At 68.0% G+C, this 16,113-nt stretch carries 15 protein-coding genes; 7 read left to right on the top strand and 8 right to left on the bottom strand.

The features are described from left to right. The first annotated feature begins 283 nt into the window (after nucleotides 1-283). From AC07Z7_RS15630 to AC07Z7_RS15645, 4 genes are read left to right on the top strand one after another with little or no spacing between them, the layout of a single operon-like run. Entirely contained in the window at nucleotides 284-1,072 is a 789-nt protein-coding gene (locus AC07Z7_RS15630; protein ID WP_494766803.1) for a DUF3348 family protein, read from the top strand. After that, nucleotides 1,069-3,774: a DUF802 domain-containing protein gene (locus AC07Z7_RS15635; RefSeq protein WP_494766804.1), complete on the top strand. Its 2,706-nt coding sequence runs from the start codon at nucleotides 1,069-1,071 to the stop codon at nucleotides 3,772-3,774. Before AC07Z7_RS15630 ends, AC07Z7_RS15635 begins: the two co-directional genes overlap by 4 nt. Further along, on the top strand, nucleotides 3,771-4,430 hold the full coding sequence (locus AC07Z7_RS15640; RefSeq protein WP_494766805.1) for an OmpA family protein: 660 nt from the start codon (nucleotides 3,771-3,773) through the stop codon (nucleotides 4,428-4,430). Before AC07Z7_RS15635 ends, AC07Z7_RS15640 begins: the two co-directional genes overlap by 4 nt. Beyond that, the gene (locus AC07Z7_RS15645) at nucleotides 4,423-5,052 is read left to right on the top strand and encodes a DUF2894 domain-containing protein (protein WP_494766806.1); all 630 of its coding nucleotides are present in this window, start codon (nucleotides 4,423-4,425) and stop codon (nucleotides 5,050-5,052) included. The genes AC07Z7_RS15640 and AC07Z7_RS15645 overlap by 8 nt, the downstream gene beginning before the upstream one ends. A gap of 22 nt (nucleotides 5,053-5,074) precedes the next feature. Here AC07Z7_RS15645 and AC07Z7_RS15650 read toward each other — a convergent pair whose 3' ends face one another. Continuing rightward, nucleotides 5,075-7,108, bottom strand: a complete 2,034-nt coding sequence (locus tag AC07Z7_RS15650; RefSeq protein WP_494766807.1) for a UvrD-helicase domain-containing protein — start codon at nucleotides 7,106-7,108, stop codon at nucleotides 5,075-5,077. A 220-nt stretch (nucleotides 7,109-7,328) separates the two neighbouring features. Next, nucleotides 7,329-8,213: a LysR family transcriptional regulator gene (locus AC07Z7_RS15655; RefSeq protein WP_494766808.1), complete on the bottom strand. Its 885-nt coding sequence runs from the start codon at nucleotides 8,211-8,213 to the stop codon at nucleotides 7,329-7,331. 169 nt (nucleotides 8,214-8,382) lie between these two features. Here AC07Z7_RS15655 and AC07Z7_RS15660 point away from each other — a divergent pair, with 169 nt between their 5' ends. From AC07Z7_RS15660 to AC07Z7_RS15670, 3 genes are all read left to right on the top strand, one after another. After that, the gene (locus tag AC07Z7_RS15660; RefSeq protein WP_094291705.1) at nucleotides 8,383-8,889 is read left to right on the top strand and encodes a universal stress protein; all 507 of its coding nucleotides are present in this window, start codon (nucleotides 8,383-8,385) and stop codon (nucleotides 8,887-8,889) included. Between the two features lie 88 nt (nucleotides 8,890-8,977). Then, nucleotides 8,978-9,952: a TerC family protein gene (locus AC07Z7_RS15665; RefSeq protein WP_494766809.1), complete on the top strand. Its 975-nt coding sequence runs from the start codon at nucleotides 8,978-8,980 to the stop codon at nucleotides 9,950-9,952. Then, a complete protein-coding gene (locus tag AC07Z7_RS15670) occupies nucleotides 9,949-10,470 on the top strand; it encodes a universal stress protein (protein WP_494766810.1) in 522 nt (173 codons plus the stop codon). The genes AC07Z7_RS15665 and AC07Z7_RS15670 overlap by 4 nt, the downstream gene beginning before the upstream one ends. 265 nt (nucleotides 10,471-10,735) lie before the next feature. Here AC07Z7_RS15670 and AC07Z7_RS15675 read toward each other — a convergent pair whose 3' ends face one another. The 6 genes from AC07Z7_RS15675 to AC07Z7_RS15700 form a co-directional block, all read right to left on the bottom strand. After that, the gene (locus tag AC07Z7_RS15675) at nucleotides 10,736-11,734 is read right to left on the bottom strand and encodes an NAD-dependent epimerase/dehydratase family protein (protein WP_494766811.1); all 999 of its coding nucleotides are present in this window, start codon (nucleotides 11,732-11,734) and stop codon (nucleotides 10,736-10,738) included. Next, nucleotides 11,734-12,729, bottom strand: a complete 996-nt coding sequence (locus AC07Z7_RS15680; RefSeq protein ID WP_494766812.1) for a fumarylacetoacetate hydrolase family protein — start codon at nucleotides 12,727-12,729, stop codon at nucleotides 11,734-11,736. Before AC07Z7_RS15680 ends, AC07Z7_RS15675 begins: the two co-directional genes overlap by 1 nt. A 264-nt stretch (nucleotides 12,730-12,993) precedes the next feature. Continuing rightward, nucleotides 12,994-13,740, bottom strand: a complete 747-nt coding sequence (locus tag AC07Z7_RS15685) for an SDR family NAD(P)-dependent oxidoreductase (RefSeq protein WP_494766813.1) — start codon at nucleotides 13,738-13,740, stop codon at nucleotides 12,994-12,996. Beyond that, nucleotides 13,737-14,708 (bottom strand): Bug family tripartite tricarboxylate transporter substrate binding protein, encoded by a 972-nt coding sequence (locus AC07Z7_RS15690; protein WP_494766814.1) that lies wholly within the window; start codon nucleotides 14,706-14,708, stop codon nucleotides 13,737-13,739. The genes AC07Z7_RS15685 and AC07Z7_RS15690 overlap by 4 nt, the downstream gene beginning before the upstream one ends. After that, on the bottom strand, nucleotides 14,705-15,286 hold the full coding sequence (locus AC07Z7_RS15695; RefSeq protein WP_494766815.1) for a cupin domain-containing protein: 582 nt from the start codon (nucleotides 15,284-15,286) through the stop codon (nucleotides 14,705-14,707). Before AC07Z7_RS15695 ends, AC07Z7_RS15690 begins: the two co-directional genes overlap by 4 nt. A gap of 15 nt (nucleotides 15,287-15,301) precedes the next feature. Then, on the bottom strand, nucleotides 15,302-16,099 hold the full coding sequence (locus tag AC07Z7_RS15700) for a cyclase family protein (protein WP_494766816.1): 798 nt from the start codon (nucleotides 16,097-16,099) through the stop codon (nucleotides 15,302-15,304). Nucleotides 16,100-16,113 lie beyond the last annotated feature (14 nt).

Here is a 16,113-nt window from a genome sequence, read left to right on the forward strand (position 1 = left end):
TGCCCCTTGGCGGGACCGTCAGCACTGCTGGCCAAGGCCCGCCAGCCCTCCCAGGGTCATAGCGCCCCCGGTGCAAGGATCCCGCCGCAACGCTGCGCCATTTTCCCCTCTTTCCAAGGGGTTCCGGACATGTAACACCTGCAACGCCCTCCCAGCCCGGGCGGGCCGGTTCGGCGTTCCTGCGAAAATAGCGGGCTTTGCCCACTGGGGACCCGTTCCCTGATGCCCCCGCACCCGGAGCGATCCGGTGCGGGGTGCCAGCACAGTGAATGGCCTCCACGGGATGTACCTGCACCACCGACTCAACAGCTCACGCCTTGTTGTCCTGCTCCAACAATGGGCGCGGGACGATGGCGCGCGGGCAACGCAGTTACCGCAGCCCGATGTGGCGCACACGCTGAGCCAGTGGCTGGGCACGGTGGACGCCGTACAGCTCAGCCGGGCGCTGCATGCCATCGAATCCTTGCCAGAGGCAGGACGCACAGGGGCAGAACCCGGCATGGCCATCGACCTGGCCGCACTGGACCGTTTTGTCCAGAAAGCCCAGGCGGACCTGTCCGCACTGCTCACGGCCCGGGCCGCAGCCCCCAAGCCCCTGCGCGCACGGGCCGACAACACCCCCGTGGCGCTGCCCGACCCCGAAGCCGATGCAGACTTTGGTGCCCATGCCCCCCGCTACCTGGAGCTGCAGCGGCAGATGGACACGCGCCTGCTGGCCTTGCGGGCCCAGGTGCGCCATGCCATCGCCAAGGGCCGCCCCGCCCTGCGGCAGCTGGCGGCCCTGGATGCCGTCATGGAGCAGATGCTGGGCGCGCGCGAGCAGCGGCTGTGGGCGTCGTTGCCCAGCCACCTGGAGCGCCGCCTGGCCTACCGCCACCAGGCGCACCAGCAGGCGCTGCAGGCCCGGGGCCTGGCCGATGAGCCGCACCGCTGGCGCCAGCCAGGCGGCTGGCTGTGGGCTTTTGAACAAGACATGCAGGCGCTGCTGCTGGCCGAGATGCAAGTGCGCCTGCTACCCATCACGGGGCTGCTGGAAGCCGCCCACAACGAGAAAACAGGACAACAGGAATGAACAAGAGTGTGATGCCCGCCGTCTTCGCCGTGGGCCTGGCGGCCGTGGGCTGGGTGGGCTGGGGCTTTGTCGGAACCAGCCCCCTGGCGCTGGCCATGACGGCGGTGATTGGCGCGGTCTATGTGCTGGGGGCCTATGAGCTGTGGCAATTCCGCGCCGCCACCCAGTCCCTGGGGCGCGCGCTGACCGACGGCACGGCAGGACCAGCACCGCTGGCCGACCTGAACGGCTGGCTGGGCCGCCTGGCCCCCGCGCTGCGCCACCCCGTGCGCCAGCGCATCGAAGGCGAGCGTGTGGCACTGCCAGGCCCCGCCCTCACGCCCTACCTGGTGGGCCTGCTGGTCATGCTGGGCATGCTGGGCACCTTCCTCGGCATGGTGATCACCTTCAGCGGCACCATGTCTGCGCTGGAAACCTCGTCCAGCCTGGAGTCGATCCGCGCCGCGCTGTCGGCGCCCATCAAGGGGCTGGGCCTGTCGTTTGGCACCTCGGTGGCCGGTGTGGCCGCCTCGGCCATGCTGGGCCTGCTGTCGGCGCTGAGCCGCCGCGAGCGGCTGGCGGCCGTGCGCCTGCTGGATGCCCACATCCCCACCCTGTTCCGCCCCTTCTCGCCCGCCCATCGGCGTGACGAGATGCTGCACGCCCTGCAGACACAGGCCCAGGCCCTGCCCCTGATCGCTGAGCGCCTGCAGGGCCTGGCGGAAGGGCTGGAGCGGCGCAACGAACAGCTGGGCACCCAGCTGGTGACGCAGCAGCAAGAATTTCACCGCGAAGCCGCTGCCGCCTACACCCAGCTGGCCAGCGCCGTGGGCACCTCGCTGCAAGACAGCCTGGGCGCCAGTGCACGCCAGGCCGGAGAGGCCATCCGCCCCGTGGTGGAGCAAGCCATGGCCACCCTGGCCCAGGAGGCCCAGCGCTCGCACGACCGCCTGCGCGCCACCACCGATGCGCAGATGCAGGCGCTGTCGGGCCAATGGGAGGGCACGGCCCGCCAGGTGGCCGACACCTGGACCACCGCCTTGCAAAGCCACAGCCAGACCCAATCCACGCTGGTGGCCCAGCTGGAGCAGTCCCTGCAGACCGTGACCCAGGCGTTTGACCAGCGCTCCAGCGCCCTGCTGGCCTCGCTGCAGGCATCGGCCACCCAGTTGCAAGCCACCCAGGCCGCCGCCGACGCGCAGCGCCTGGAAGGCTGGCGCGACGCCTTGAACGGCATGGCCACCACACTCGCCGCCGAATGGCAGCAGGCCAGCGCTCAGACGGTGGCACAGCAGCAGGGCGTGGGCCAGGCGCTGGAGGGCGCTGCCGCGCAGATCGGCCACACCCTGCACAGCGCCACCCAGGCGTTCGACCAGCGCGCAGACGCCCTGCTCGCCGCCCTGCAAGACACCGTGGCCCAATCGCACGCGGCCCAGCTGGCGGCCGACCAGCAGCGCACGGAGGGCTGGAGCCGCACCATGGAAGGCCTGGCCAGCACCCTCAGCGCCGAATGGCAGCAGGTGGGCGCACACACCGTGGCGCAGCAGCAGGCAGCCTGCCAGGCACTCGAAGGCACGGCCACCCAGATCGGCCACACGCTGCAAACCGCCAGCCAGGCACTCGACCAGCGCTCCAGCGCCTGGCTGGAGGCCCTGAACAACACCGTGGCCCAATCGCACACCACCCAGCTCGCCGCCGACCAGCAGCGGCTGGAGGCCTGGAGCCGCTCCATGGACGGCATGGCAGGCGCCCTGACGGCCGAGTGGCAGCGTGTGGGCGAGCAAGCGGTGGCCCAGCAGCAGGGCGTGTGCCAGGCGCTGGAGGCCACCGCCACCCAGGTCACCGAGCGCATGACCGAGCAGGTGGCGCGCACCCTGGGCAGCACGGCGGCGCTGATGGAGCAGTCGGACACCCTGCTGCGCACGCGCCTTGCCACCGAGGCCCAGTGGGTGCAGGCCCAGGGCCAGCGCATGGACGAACTCACCAGCGTGTGGCGCACCGAGCTGCAGGCCCTGCGCGATGCCGAAGCCCAGCGCGGCCAGGCCGCCGTGGAGCGGCTCGACACGCTGCAGGCCGCCGTCGCACAGCACCTGGCCACGCTCGGGTCGGCGCTGGAGGCGCCGCTCACGCGCCTGCTGCAGACCGCATCCGACGTGCCGCAGGCGGCGGCCGAGGTCATCACCCAGCTGCGCCAGGAAATGGCGCGCATGAGCGAGCGCGATAACACCGCGCTGGCCGAGCGCACCGCCATGGTGGAGCAGCTGGGCACCCTGCTGCACGCGGTGAACGATGCCGCCGTGCAGCAGCGCGCGGCCATCGACGCCCTGGTCGGCTCCGCCGCCCGGGTACTGGAACAGGCGGGCGACCAGTTTGCCCAGGCGCTGGGCGCACAGGCTGGCAAGGTGGACGAAGTGGCCGCCCATGTGGCTGCCAGCGCGGTGGAGCTGTCCAGCCTGGGCGAGGCTTTCGGCCATGGCGTGGGCCTGTTCAGCGCCAGCAACGACAAGCTGGTGGAAGGCCTGCAGAGCATCGAGGGCGCCATCAGCCAGTCGATGAACCGCAGCGACGAGCAACTGGCCTACTACGTGGCCCAGGCGCGCGAGGTGATTGACCTGAGCATCAGCGCCCAGCAGGGCATTGTGGAAGACCTGCGCAGGCTGCATGGCAACGCGGGCCGACCTGCCAGCGTGGCCGCAGCCGCTGTTGAGGGAGCCGCCGCGTGACCGGCCTGGACGACACCCTGGATGACAGCGCCGAGCAAACGGCCCCCGTGTGGGCCGTGTTCGGCGACCTCATGGCCGGTTTGCTGGGCGCGTTCGTGCTGATCCTGGCCGGGGTGCTGGTGGTGCAGATCGACCTGGTGGCCAGCCTCAAGCAGGAGGTGGAAAAGCGCCAGCAGGAGGAACAGCGCCGCATGGCGCTGGAGAAAGCCCTGGCCATTCCGCTGGCCAGCGGCCGCGTCACGGTGAACAACGGCCGCATCGGCATCAGCGGCAGCGTGCTGTTTGCCACGGGCTCCGACGAGCTGCGCCCCGAAGGCCGCCAGCTGCTCAAGAGCCTGGTGCAGCCCCTGCAGGTCTACCTGCGCGAGCGCGATGAAATGCTGATGGTGAGCGGCTTCACCGACAACACCACGCTGCTGCGCGGCCCCCACCAGCGTTTTGCCGACAACCTGGAGCTGTCGGCCCAGCGGGCCCTCACGGTGGCCCGCGCGCTCATCGACGAGGGCATGCCCTCGTCCCAGGTGTTTGCCGCCGCCTTTGGCGCCGAGCAGCCCGTGGCCGACAACGCCGATGAAAAGGGTCGCGCACAGAACCGGCGCGTGGAAATGGCCCCGGTGCCCAAGGCCTCGAACACACCAGCCCCGCACCATGAATGAACAGCCCGGCGAGGCCATGCTGGAGACGCTGCGCGCCGAAGGCTTACAGCGCCACAACCCGGCCCGCTTCCACTACCTGGAGGTGTTGGCGCAGCGCCTGCCGGGCCAGCCCGCAGCCGTGCAGCAGGTGCTGGCGCAGCGGCTGGAGCAGGCCGTGGCCACCTATGCCTGCGAGGCCCGGTCTGCCGCCACCGCAGCGGCGGCACCCGGCACGGGGGCGACCCCGGCAACCGCTGCGCCATCCCCCCTGGCCCGGCTCAACCGCGAGCTGATGGCCCGCGCATCGGCCGAGCCCCATGCCGCCGCCACCGACCCCTTGCACGCCAGCGCAGGCACACACCTGCCCGACATGAAAAGCGTGCGCCAGTTCAGCGAGGTCTGGTCCAAGATCTCGGCCGAGCAGCAGGTGGTGCAGGCCCTGCACCGGGGGCCCGAAAACGCGGGCCCGCTGAACTCGCACAAGCTGGTGCTGCGCTCGCTGAGCCTGATGCGCGCGCTGTCGCCCGACTACCTGCGGCGCTTCATGTCCCAGATGGACGCCCTGCTGTGGCTCGACCAGGCAGGCACCCGGGCGCCCGCACAGGCCGCGCGCGCCCCGCGCAAGGGGCGCGGCAAGGTCTAAGCCCCCTCCCTGGCAGCCCTGGCTACACCGGCCCCGGGCTCACCGGCCGCGCAGCACTCTCCAGCAGCCACAGCGCCGTGCGCGCACGGGTCATGGCCACGTACAGCATGTTGCGCTCGCGGTAGGCCTCTGCATGCGAGGCCGGGCCCGGAAACCGCCCGCGCTCCACAAACGGCACGGCCACAAACATGAACTCGCGCCCCTTGCACGCCTCGACGCTCAGCAGGCGCAGGGTGACGGGCTCCTTGGCCTGGTACATCGCAATGCTGGTGGTGGCCATGAGCGTGAGGCGGCCCAGGAACTCGGTTGCAGGCATGCCCTGCGCCAGCCGTGCCAATTGCTCCAGGCTGGCCAGGCAGGCCTGCCGCTCCACGCCATGGATGGCGGCATCGTCAAAGATGCGGCGCACCAGCGCATGGCTGAAGAACGCGCCCGCATCGGCCAGCACTTCCGGCCCCAGCGCCATGGCCTGGGCACAGGCGTCTGCGAGCGCCGGGGCATTGCGGTCCAGCGTGCCGTGCACGATGTAGCGCTGCATCAGCGGCGCATTGCCATGCAGGGTCGCGGCCAGCTGCTGGCTTTCGCTGGCCCCCGGACCCACGCTCCAGCCTGCATCGTCAAACTGGCCCTGGGCCAGCACGTCGGGGTCCACCGCATCGGGCCGGGCGTTGCGGCGGCCATAGTGCAGCAGCCCCTGGATGGCGGCGGCCACGATCCCCGGGGTCAGGGGTCGCTCTGCGGCGCTGTCGCCGTCCAGCGCCCACATCAGGCCCAGCACCAGGGCCACTTCGCGGCGCAGGTAGAAGGCGCCCATCCCCTGGCAGCCGTAGTGCACGCCTTCGTGCCCAAACACCCACTCCAGCAGGATGCTGTCCTGCGGGTTGCGCAGCACCACGTTCAGCGCGCTGTGCGCGCCTTTGTCGGCCTTGTCGGATGTGTCAGCCCGCAGGCCGCCCCAGCCCTGAACAATCTGGGTGTGCAGCTCCACCAGCTGCTGCGCGCAGTGCGCGTCGGTGTCGTAGCCCAGGTGCACGAACGAGTCTGAACTCTGCGCAGCACACGCAAACTCCACCCCGAACAAGGGATTGAGGGCCGCACATATCTCCGCGCCAAAGCGGCGTGTGGTGTGAATGCGCAGGACTTCCGTGCCCGCAGGCAGGCTGCCCAGCATGTGCTGCAGCGCGCCGCCAAACACCGAGAAAGCGCCCTCATGGATGTGCTGGTTGAAGTCGCCCGCGCCCACAAACACGCCGTTGTGGCTTTGCACCAGCTTGCGCAAAATCGTCAGCGCGCCTTCGTCCAGGTCGTGCAGTTCATCAAACAGCACCGCGCCATAGCGCCCCATCAGCGGCTCGCAGGGCTCATCCCAGCCCAGCAGGTCGAGCTGGCGGCACAGCTCGAAGCTGCAGTCGCCCTCGGCATAGAAGCGGGGTTCGTGGTCCATGCCCACGCGCATGCGCTCGTAGTGCCGCAGCAGGCGGTACAGGCCGTAGTCCAGGTCCTGCGCTTCACAGAAATCCCGCAAGGTGCCGCCATGGTCCTCACACTGCTTGTCCAGCTGCCGTTTCTTGGCCAGGGCTTCGAAGGCCAGAAAAGCGTCGATGTCCACGTCATGCGCCAGCACGGCGTCGGCATCCGGGTCCGGGCTGCGCGCCAGTTCCTGGCGCAACGCCTGCTGGGCCTGCAGGATCAAAAAGCGCCGCTGCACCGGGTCATCGAGCTTGACCACCGGATCGCCCTGGGCCTTGAGCACCTGTTCGCTGAGCTGCTCGATCGTCAGGATCTCCAGGCTGGCGGGCACGGCGCCGTGGAGTTTGAGAAACCGGTCGCGCAGCGCCGTCACACCGGCGCGGGAATAGGCCAGCACCAGGATGCGCCCCTGCGGCCCCACGCCCGCCAGCAGCTGGCAGGCCTTCATGCACAGCGTGGTGGTTTTGCCCGTGCCCGCCAGCGCACTGATGATGAGGGCGGGTGCGCTGGACTGCAGCACCTGCTGCTGTTCGCCGGTGGGCACGAACCACTGGCTGTTCCAGCTCCTGGCGGGGGGATGTGTCATTTCTTGGGGGCCATGTGGCAGACGGGGGCGCTATTGTCACCGGCCCTGGCCCACCGCGCCTGGCGGCGGCGCTGGAAACACCTGCGTTGCCCAAGGCGCTGAAAATTCAAACAAAAACCGGCCTCTGCGCGCGTTCAATATGGACTTTTAGCTATATATTCGATAGCAATTGACCACCCCGGGGTCCGTATGCACTGCGCCACCCAAGTGCGACGGGCTGCTAGTGTCCGGCCGACAGCCACCGCTCCACCAGCGGGTGCAGCACTTTCTTGCGCGCACCTATTGCAAAGAAGTGCTCCTCCACCCCTTCGCACGCGCCCACCCGCTTCACGCCATACCGGGCCGTCAGGTCGTCGTGCACCAGGCCCGCCATCGGAAACACCCCCATGCCCGCCGCGCCAAAGGTCTTGAGCAGGGCGCTGTCCTCGAACTCGCCCACCACCTGCGGCCGGATGGCCATGCGCTCGAACCACTGGTCGATGCGGGCGCGCACTGCGGCATGGTGGGTGGGCAGCAGCACCGGCACCTGGGACAGGGACTGCGGAAACCCCCGCCGTGCGGCCGTCTGCAAGGGCGCTGGCGCGTACCAGGCCAAGGGCGATGTGTCCAGCAGATGGCTGTAGACCTTCAGGTTGGGGTTGGGCGGCGCAGCGCGGTCGGCCAGCACCACGTCAAGCCGATGCAGTGCGAGGTCGCCCAGCAGGTCCTCGAACTCGTCCACCAGGCACAGCAGCCGCAGGTTGGGCTCCTGCATCACCGGCTGCATGAGGCTGTGCACGGCCAGCTTGGGCAGGTCGTCGGAGATCCCCACCACCAGGCGCACCACGGGGGCGCCCACGGCATCCCGCACGGCCGCGGGCAATTGTTCCCCCAGCTGAAAAATCTGCTCGGCCTGCCGCATCGCGGCAAACCCGGCATCGGTGAGCGCCACTCCGCGCCCTACGGGCTTGAGCAGGGCATAACCCAAAGAGCGCTCCAGCTCGCGCACCTGCGTGCTCACGGTCTGCACGGCCATGCCCAGGCGTTCGGCGGCGCGCGCAACCCCTCCTTCCTTGGCCACCACCCAGAAGTAGTAGAGATGCCGATAGCTGAAGTCGGGCCCCATGGTTCGGTACCTTCCCGGTGTTCTCCGGTGTCTCTCCGGTTTTTCAGAACTGTTGCTTCTCAATTATCTGCTTTTACAAACCGGCTGCGCGGCTATCGTGGGGCCTCGTCGAGGCGCCTGGCGCGGGGCGCATGGCACCGCCACACCGATGCATGTGAAGGAGACCACCATGTTGAAAGTCCTTGTCCCCACCGATGGCTCACCCAAATCACAACACGGCATACGCCACGTGATCAGCGAGTTCGAGAAGAACCCCAGCCTGGAGGTCCATGTCCTCAACGTACAGCCACCGTTCTCCAAGCATGTGAGCGACTTCACCAACAAAAGCGATCGGGCCGACTTCCACCGCGAGCAAGCCGACCTCGCGCTTGCGCCTGTGCGGCAGGCCCTGGATGCGGCCGGAGTTCCTTACACCGTCCACTACGAGGTCGGCGACAAGGCTGACTGCATCGTGGCCGTGGCGCGCCGGCTGGCGTGCGACTGCATCCTGATGAGCACCGCACGCAAGAGTTCGCTGGTGCGCCTGGTGGAGCACTCCATCACCAACCAGGTGATCGAACGCAGCACCGTGCCGGTGGAAGTGATTGCTGGCGAACCCGCCTCGAAGCTCGAACGCTTTGGCATACCCGCAGGGGTAGGGGCGGGCATCCTGGTGCTGTGGATGGCTGCCAGCTGAGGCACCACGGCGGGGCCGCCAGACCGACCGCGCCACCCCTCTCCACCGCCACACAGCACGGCGAGCCACGCCGCCCCAGGGGCTACAGATGCACACCATCGAATCCTTGGCCACCGCCCCGATGTGGGCCGGGTTCATCGCCTTTGTGCTGGTCATGCTGGCGCTGGACCTGTTCGTGCTCGGTGGCAACAAGGCCCACCGCGTATCGGCGAAAGAAGCTGCGAGCTGGGCCACGGCCTGGGTGGCCATGGCCAGCACGTTTGGCGCCCTGTTGTGGTGGTACCTGGATGGCGCCGTCGGCCGCGAGATCGCCAACCGCAAGGCGCTGGAGTTTTTCACCGGCTACCTGATCGAACAGGCCCTGTCGGTGGACAACATGTTCGTGTTTGTGATGATCTTCACCTACTTCTCCGTCCCGCCCGAGTTGCAGCGCCGCGTGCTGTTGTATGGCGTGCTGGGGGCCATCGCCATGCGCGCAGTCATGATCCTGGGCGGCGTCTGGCTGGTGTCTGAATTCGCCTGGGTGCTGTATGTGTTCGGCCTGTTTCTCGTGGTGACCGGCATCAAGATGCTGGTCATGGCCGACCAGAAGCCCGACCTGGACCAGAACCCGCTGCTGCGCTGGCTGCGCGGCCACATGCGCATCACGCCCGGCTTTCATGGCCAGGCTTTTTTTGTGAACATCAATGGGTTGCGGTATGCCACCCCCATGTTCCTGGTGCTGGTGATGATCGAGGCCAGCGACCTGGTCTTTGCGGTGGACAGCATTCCGGCGATCTTTGCCGTGACCACCGATCCGTTCATCGTGTTCACCTCCAACATCTTCGCCGTGATGGGGCTGAGGGCGCTGTACTTTCTGCTGGCCGACATGGCCGAGCGTTTTCACCTGCTCAAGTACGGCCTGGCCCTGGTGCTGATCTACATCGGCGGCAAGATGCTGGCCATGCCCTGGTTCCACATGCCGGTGCAGTGGTCGCTGCCGATCGTGGGCGCGATCATCCTGATTTCTGTGGTGCTCAGCCTGAAGTTCTCAGGCCACCGGCCACCCCGGAGCGCATCATGACCACCACGGCCCTGCCAGACGCCCTGCCCGCGCCCGACCTGGCGCGGCGCGACAGCATGGGCCGCCTGGTTGCCGCGACCTGGCACAGCACGGGCTCAAGCCCGGTGGGCACGGGCCGTGCACGCTGGCTGGTGGCGGTAGATGGCTCGGCCTGCGCACTGCGCGCCGCCGCGATGGCTGCACGCCTGGCGGCACTCGCGCCCCACGCCGAGGTGGATCTGGTGCATGTAGAGCCCTGGCTGAGCCTAGAGGCCGCCGAAACCGAACTGGTGCAACGCGGCTGGACCGCCATGGCCCCCGCCCGCGAGCTGCTGGAGGCCGCCGCCCTGCACTGGCACCTGCATGCCCTCATGGGGAGCGACGCCGCAACAGAGATCGTGGGCCTGGCCCATGCCCTCGGCAGCTGCGGCATCGCCATCGGCTCGCAGGGCCTGACCGCTGCCGAGTCCCTGTTCATGGGTTCAGTGGCGTACAAGATCTTGCACTTGGCCAGGGGGCCGACCCTGGTGGTCCGCTGAGGCCGACAAGCATCGCGCCCAATGACAAGCCCCTCCATGCTCACTTTGGGCGTCGCCCCCACCCGTGGCGCGGTGTCTGCCAACCGGCAAAGGTTCGCTCGGATGCAAGGAAGTCACGCCATCTCCGTCAGAAAATCATCGCCGGGCATGCAAAGCCAGCTGTTGACCTGCCCCACCAGTTGCAGCACAACAGTTCGCCTGCCGCCCGGCGACGCCCCCCCTCTACATCCAGGCAGCCGTGCCGGCAACGACCAGAGCACCTTGGCTAACCATGCAAGAGCGCTGCCTGCTCCGCAATGCCCAAGTGGCGCATCACTCGCTCCACCAGTGCCTCAACCGACCCATCGTGCGCAAACCCGGCGGCTTCAGCCTGGGGAGTTTGCATGGTCGGCAACCGGCCAAACAACGCCTCGATGTGTGGGTCGGGTGCGTAGCGGATACCCGCTTGCGCATCTTGGCCGAGGGACTGCGCCATGGCCTGGACCACCGCCCCGACCGAAGCCTGCAGCACAGGCGGCTGCCAGCACCGGGACAATGGAATGGTGGTTGCCGGAAGCTGTGCGGCGTGCAGCAGGTTGTCCAGGCAACGCTCCAGCGACATCCACCAGGCCGTGGCCTGGGGCGACACCGGGCAGGTGTAGGACTGTCCGGAGCGCAGCGCATGAAAGATCTGGCTCATGAATGCCGAGCCGTGACCGGTTTCAGCAGACGGGCGGGCCACCACACCGGGCAAGCGCAGGCTGCAGGCGTCCAGTTCACCATGGCGGCTGTAGTCAGCCAGCAGCAACTCCGTCGCCCATTTGTGGGTGCCATAACTCAACAAGGGCTGGGGCGCCTGCGACTCGGACACAGGGGATGGTCCGACCGCCCCATACACCGCAACAGAACTCGCAAACACCACGCGTGGAGCGCTGCCACCGCCCTCGCGCACTCCACCGGCCAGCGCCTCCAGCAAGGCCACGGTATCGAGCAAGTTGGCCTGCACACCCAGCGACGGGTCACGCTCTGCCAGCGCACCGGGCACGCTGGCAAGGTGGAACACGCAGCCTGGAGGGTCCTCGCGCATGGCCTGCAGAAGTGCGGGGGCGGCAAAACTGCCCGCATGCCAGCGCACACTGGGCGGCGGCACCTGGGCGGGGGCCATCCGGTCCACCAGGGTCAAGCGCACAGGCCGCTGACCCGCCAGCATCGGGGACGGCCCCAGCAGGCGCCGCGCCAGGGCGGCCCCTACAAAACCCCCGGCGCCCGTGATGAGGACATGCATCAGCGCTGCTCCGAACCGGGTGGCACCACGCGCTGGCTCACGACACCAAACGGCCCCTCGCGGCCATCGGGCCAACGCGCCTGCATCTGCACGGTGTCGCCGTAGTGCATGAACGGTGTCTTGGCCGCACCTTCGTCCAGTATCTCGATCACGCGCCGCTCGGCCAGGCAAGCAGAGCCTGCATCGCGCCCCTGGTTGGACACCGTGCCCGAACCGATGATGGTGCCCGCCGTGAGTCGCCGTGTGCGGGCCGCGTGGGCAATCAGCTGGCCAAAGCTGAAACTCATCTCGCCCCCATGGGGGTGGCCAAACCACTGGCTGTTGGAATCCACATGCAGCCGCAGATGCACCCGCCCCCCTTGCCAGGCGTCGCCCAGCTCATCAGGGGTCACTGCGACCGGGGCAAAGCTGGTGGAGGGTTTGGCTTGCAAAAAGCCAAAGCCCGTCTTCATTTCGTGCGGGCCCAGCGCGCGCAGGCTCCAGTCGTTGATCTGCACGACCAGACGCACGCAGCCCAATGCCGCTTCAGGCGTCACGCCCATGGGTACCGGGCCACAGATGACGCCGAACTCGCCTTCGAAATCGATGCCGTCGGCCTCGCTGGGCATTGGTACATCATCGTGCGGGCCCAGAAAGTCGTCGCTCGCGCCCTGGTACATGACCGGGATGGTGTCGAAATGCGGGATGGGTGGCGTGTTGAAGGCGCGCTCCATCAAGCGTCCATGGTTGAGGAACGCAGATGCATCGAGCCACTGCGGGCTGCGTGGCAACGGCGCGCTGCAGGCGGCGGGATCGAACGCAAAGATGCCGGTTGCGGTGCCCGCCTCCAGCGCTGCCGTGCGCTCACGCAAAGCGGGTTCCAAAGCGTCCCAGTTCTGCAAGGCCCCCAGCAGGCTCGCAGCTATTGGAGCGGCATCGACGGCCTGCAGACCGTTGGATGAAACCAGTACCAGGCGGCCGTCCAAGCTGCCGTCTTTCAAAGTTGCAAATCGCATCGCCAGTCCTATCAAGAAGAAGGTGTTTCCATTCGCAGCCCCGCCGCCCGGATCACGCGGGCATAGCGGTCGGTCTCTGCGGTCAGAAATGTGCCGAAATCGCGCGCGGTTTGGTTGGGAGCACCCGGTGGTGCACACCTGGCCAAACCAGCCGATAACCTGGAAGTCCGCCAGGCCCGGCATTTCGGCAACGGAGAGCAAAACGGCGGACAAGGCGGGCGAGCGTTGTACGCCGATCTGCAGCTCAGCATGTGGTACATGTTTTCAACTCCCATCGCTGATGGTGGTGCCGCCATCGACCACCAGGTTGTGTCCAGTCACAAAGGCCCCGGCCGGGCTGGCCAGCATGGCGACCACACCAGCCACTTCCTCGGGTTCTCCAGCGCGCCGCAGTGGCGTGGCCTGCACACGCCTGACCATGAAGGCTTCATCAGCCATGAGCTGCTCGGCCAGCGGCGTGCGGATGAGGCCGGGCGACACGGCATTGACCCGCACACCCGCTGGGCCCCACTCCACGGCCAGGTTGCGCGCCAGCTGGGCCAGGGCCGCCTTGGTCAGACCGTACAGGCCAATCGAACGGTTGCCGCGCAGGCCCGCAATGCTGGAGATGAGCACGGCACTGCCACCGCCCCGCGCCGCCATGCCAGGCAACGCCAGTGCACACAGCCGCGCTGCGGACCGCAGGTTGATGTCAAACACCTGATGCCAGTCGGCATCGCTGGCATCAGCCAGAGGGCCGGCCGGCCCCTGAATGCCGGCGTTGCATACGAGGATGTCCAAGGGCCCGGCGCGCTCCACCAGCGCAGCGATGTCAGCTGGCGCGGCCATGTCGGCAGCAACACCGATGGCGTTCGGCAACGATGCAGCCACCTGTTCGCAGGCGAGTGCATAGCGGTCGGAGACCACCACCCGGGCGCCCTGCTCGGCCAGGGTGCGCGCAATCGCCAGACCCAAGCCCTGGGTGGCCCCCGTGACCAGGGCGGTGCGGCCCTGCAGGTCAAAGAGGCTCATTCGACCTTGATCCCGGCCTGGCGAATGGCCAAACCCCACCGCTGCGATTCGCTCTGGATGAACTCGCCGAATGCAGCTGGCGTGAGTGGTGCAGGCTCCAGGCCCAGCGGGCGGTAGCGGCCCAGCACCTCGGGCGATTCCAGCGCGGCCACCACGGCCTTGTGCAGCACCTCGACCACCGGCGCAGGCGTGCCCGCGCGCACCATCACACCGTTCCAGCCCGGAATATCGAGGTCCGCATGCCCGGCCTCGGTCAGGGTAGGCACCTGGGGGAGCACCTGCAGGCGCTGCTCGCTGCCCACGCTGACCAGCGCGCGCAGCTTGCCTTCGCGCACCAGCGGCAGGCTCGAAGCCACCACATCGCACATGAAGTCCAGGCGCCCGGCCATCAGGTCCTGCAGCGCGGGCGCTGCGCCTTGGTAGGGCACATGGGTCATGCGCGAACGCGTATTGATGCGCAGCTGCTCGGTCCACACATGGGGCTGGCTGCCCTGCCCGTACGAGCCATAGTTGAGGCCATCCCCCGCAGCGGCTGCACGCAACAGGTCGGCCAGTGTCTGGAACGGACTGCCCGCAGGCACGACCACGACCAGCGGCGACCTGAACAACCGCGTCAGGGGCGCAAAGTCCTTGAGTGGGCTGAAGCTCAGCTTGGCGTACAGCGCCGGGTACATGGCCAGCGGGCCGATGTCTGCGTACAGCAGGGTGTGGCCATCGGCAGGCTGCTGCTTGACGTGCTGCGCCGCCAGTTGCGCCGCACCGCCGGGTTTGTTCTCCACCACCACGGCTTGCTGCATGCGCTCTCCCAGCTTCTGCACCAGCAGACGCGACATCGCGTCGCCAAAGCCCCCCGCCGGGTAAGGCACCACCCAGCTCAACGGCCGCGCGGGATACGAGGCCAGCGCCCACGCCCAGGGGACCACCGCTGCGGACGCTGCAGCGCCCAGACATTGACGACGCGTGCTCATGGCTGCTCCTTGGCAGGTGCGGCCACCGACGCATCAAAGCGCCCGTCCACCAGCACAAACAGCATGCGGCACGGAGCGCCCGAACGGTTGGCCCAGGCGTGGTTGGTACCCCGCTGCACCACCACGCTGCCGGGGCGCAGTGGCACTTCGCCTTCGTCCAGCACCAGCGTCAGTTCGCCTTCAATCACCACGCCGTAGTCCACCGATTCGGTGCGGTGCATCAGCGGGTGGGGGGAGTCGGTTTTCACCGTGGAGGCGGCCGCATCGCCAATCTGGCTGAAGGCGTCATGCATGCGCTCGGCACCCCGTGCGAGGAACTCGGGCGTATCGGGCGGAATGTCCACGAACCGGATGCGCGTGCCACCCTGCGGGGGCGGCAGCACCAGCGGACCGAGCGTAGGGTCCGGGCCGTTGTCCACGACGGCGGGCGACTGCGAAGTGCTCCAGACCTCATGGAACACCGTACCGGGAATGGCCGCAATCTCGACCACGGTGGGTAGCGGCCCCTGGCTGGCGACCACGGCCCGGGCTTGAGTGTTGTGGCCGGTGACCACGCGGTGGATGGATGGAAAACCCATGAACGGACTCCTGACTCAATCTTCAAAAATGGCGACCGCGCGCGTCCAGCCTGCCGAGGCGCCGCGGATCTTGTGGGGGAAACAGCTGATCGTGAAACCGGTGGGCGGCAGCGCCTCCAGGTTGTGCAGCTTCTCCAGATGGCAGTAGCCGATGTCGCGGCCCGCCTTGTGGCCTTCCCAGATCAGGGCCTTGTTGCCCGTTTCGGCCACGCGCTGGGCGGTGTATGAAAACGGCGCATCCCAGCTCCAGGCGTCGGTGCCGGTCAGCCGCACACCGCGTTCCAGCAGGTACATGGTGGCCTCGTAGCCCATACCGCAACCGGCGCCCAGGTAGTCCTTGTGCCCGTAGCGCGACCCAGCGCGGGTGTTGACCACCACGATGTCGAGCGGCTGCAGCGTGTGCCCGATGCGGGCCAGCTCGGCCTCCACATCGGCGGCGGTGGCCACATAGCCATCCGGCAGGTGGCGGAAGTCCAGCTTCACGCCCGGCTGAAAGCACCACTCCAGCGGCACCTCGTCAATGGTGATGGAGGGGCGGGCACCGCCGTTCTTTGCATCCTGCGTGGAATGAAAATGCCACGGCGCATCCAGGTGGGTGCCGTTGTGCGTGGTGAGCGTCACCCACTCGGCCGCTGCGGCTTCGCCATCGGGGTAGTCCTCAGGCTGGGTGCCCGGGATCATGGCCATGAACTCGGGCAGCGTGTCGGCGTGCTTCTGGTACGTGATCTTGGGCGCCAGGGGGGGCGGGTCGGAGAGGACATCGTTTTCCAGATAAATGGAAAGGTCCACAAAGCGGCGTGGGGGTTTGGTCATGGCAGTGGGTACAA

The organism is Acidovorax sp. GW101-11A03, from assembly GCF_059424825.1.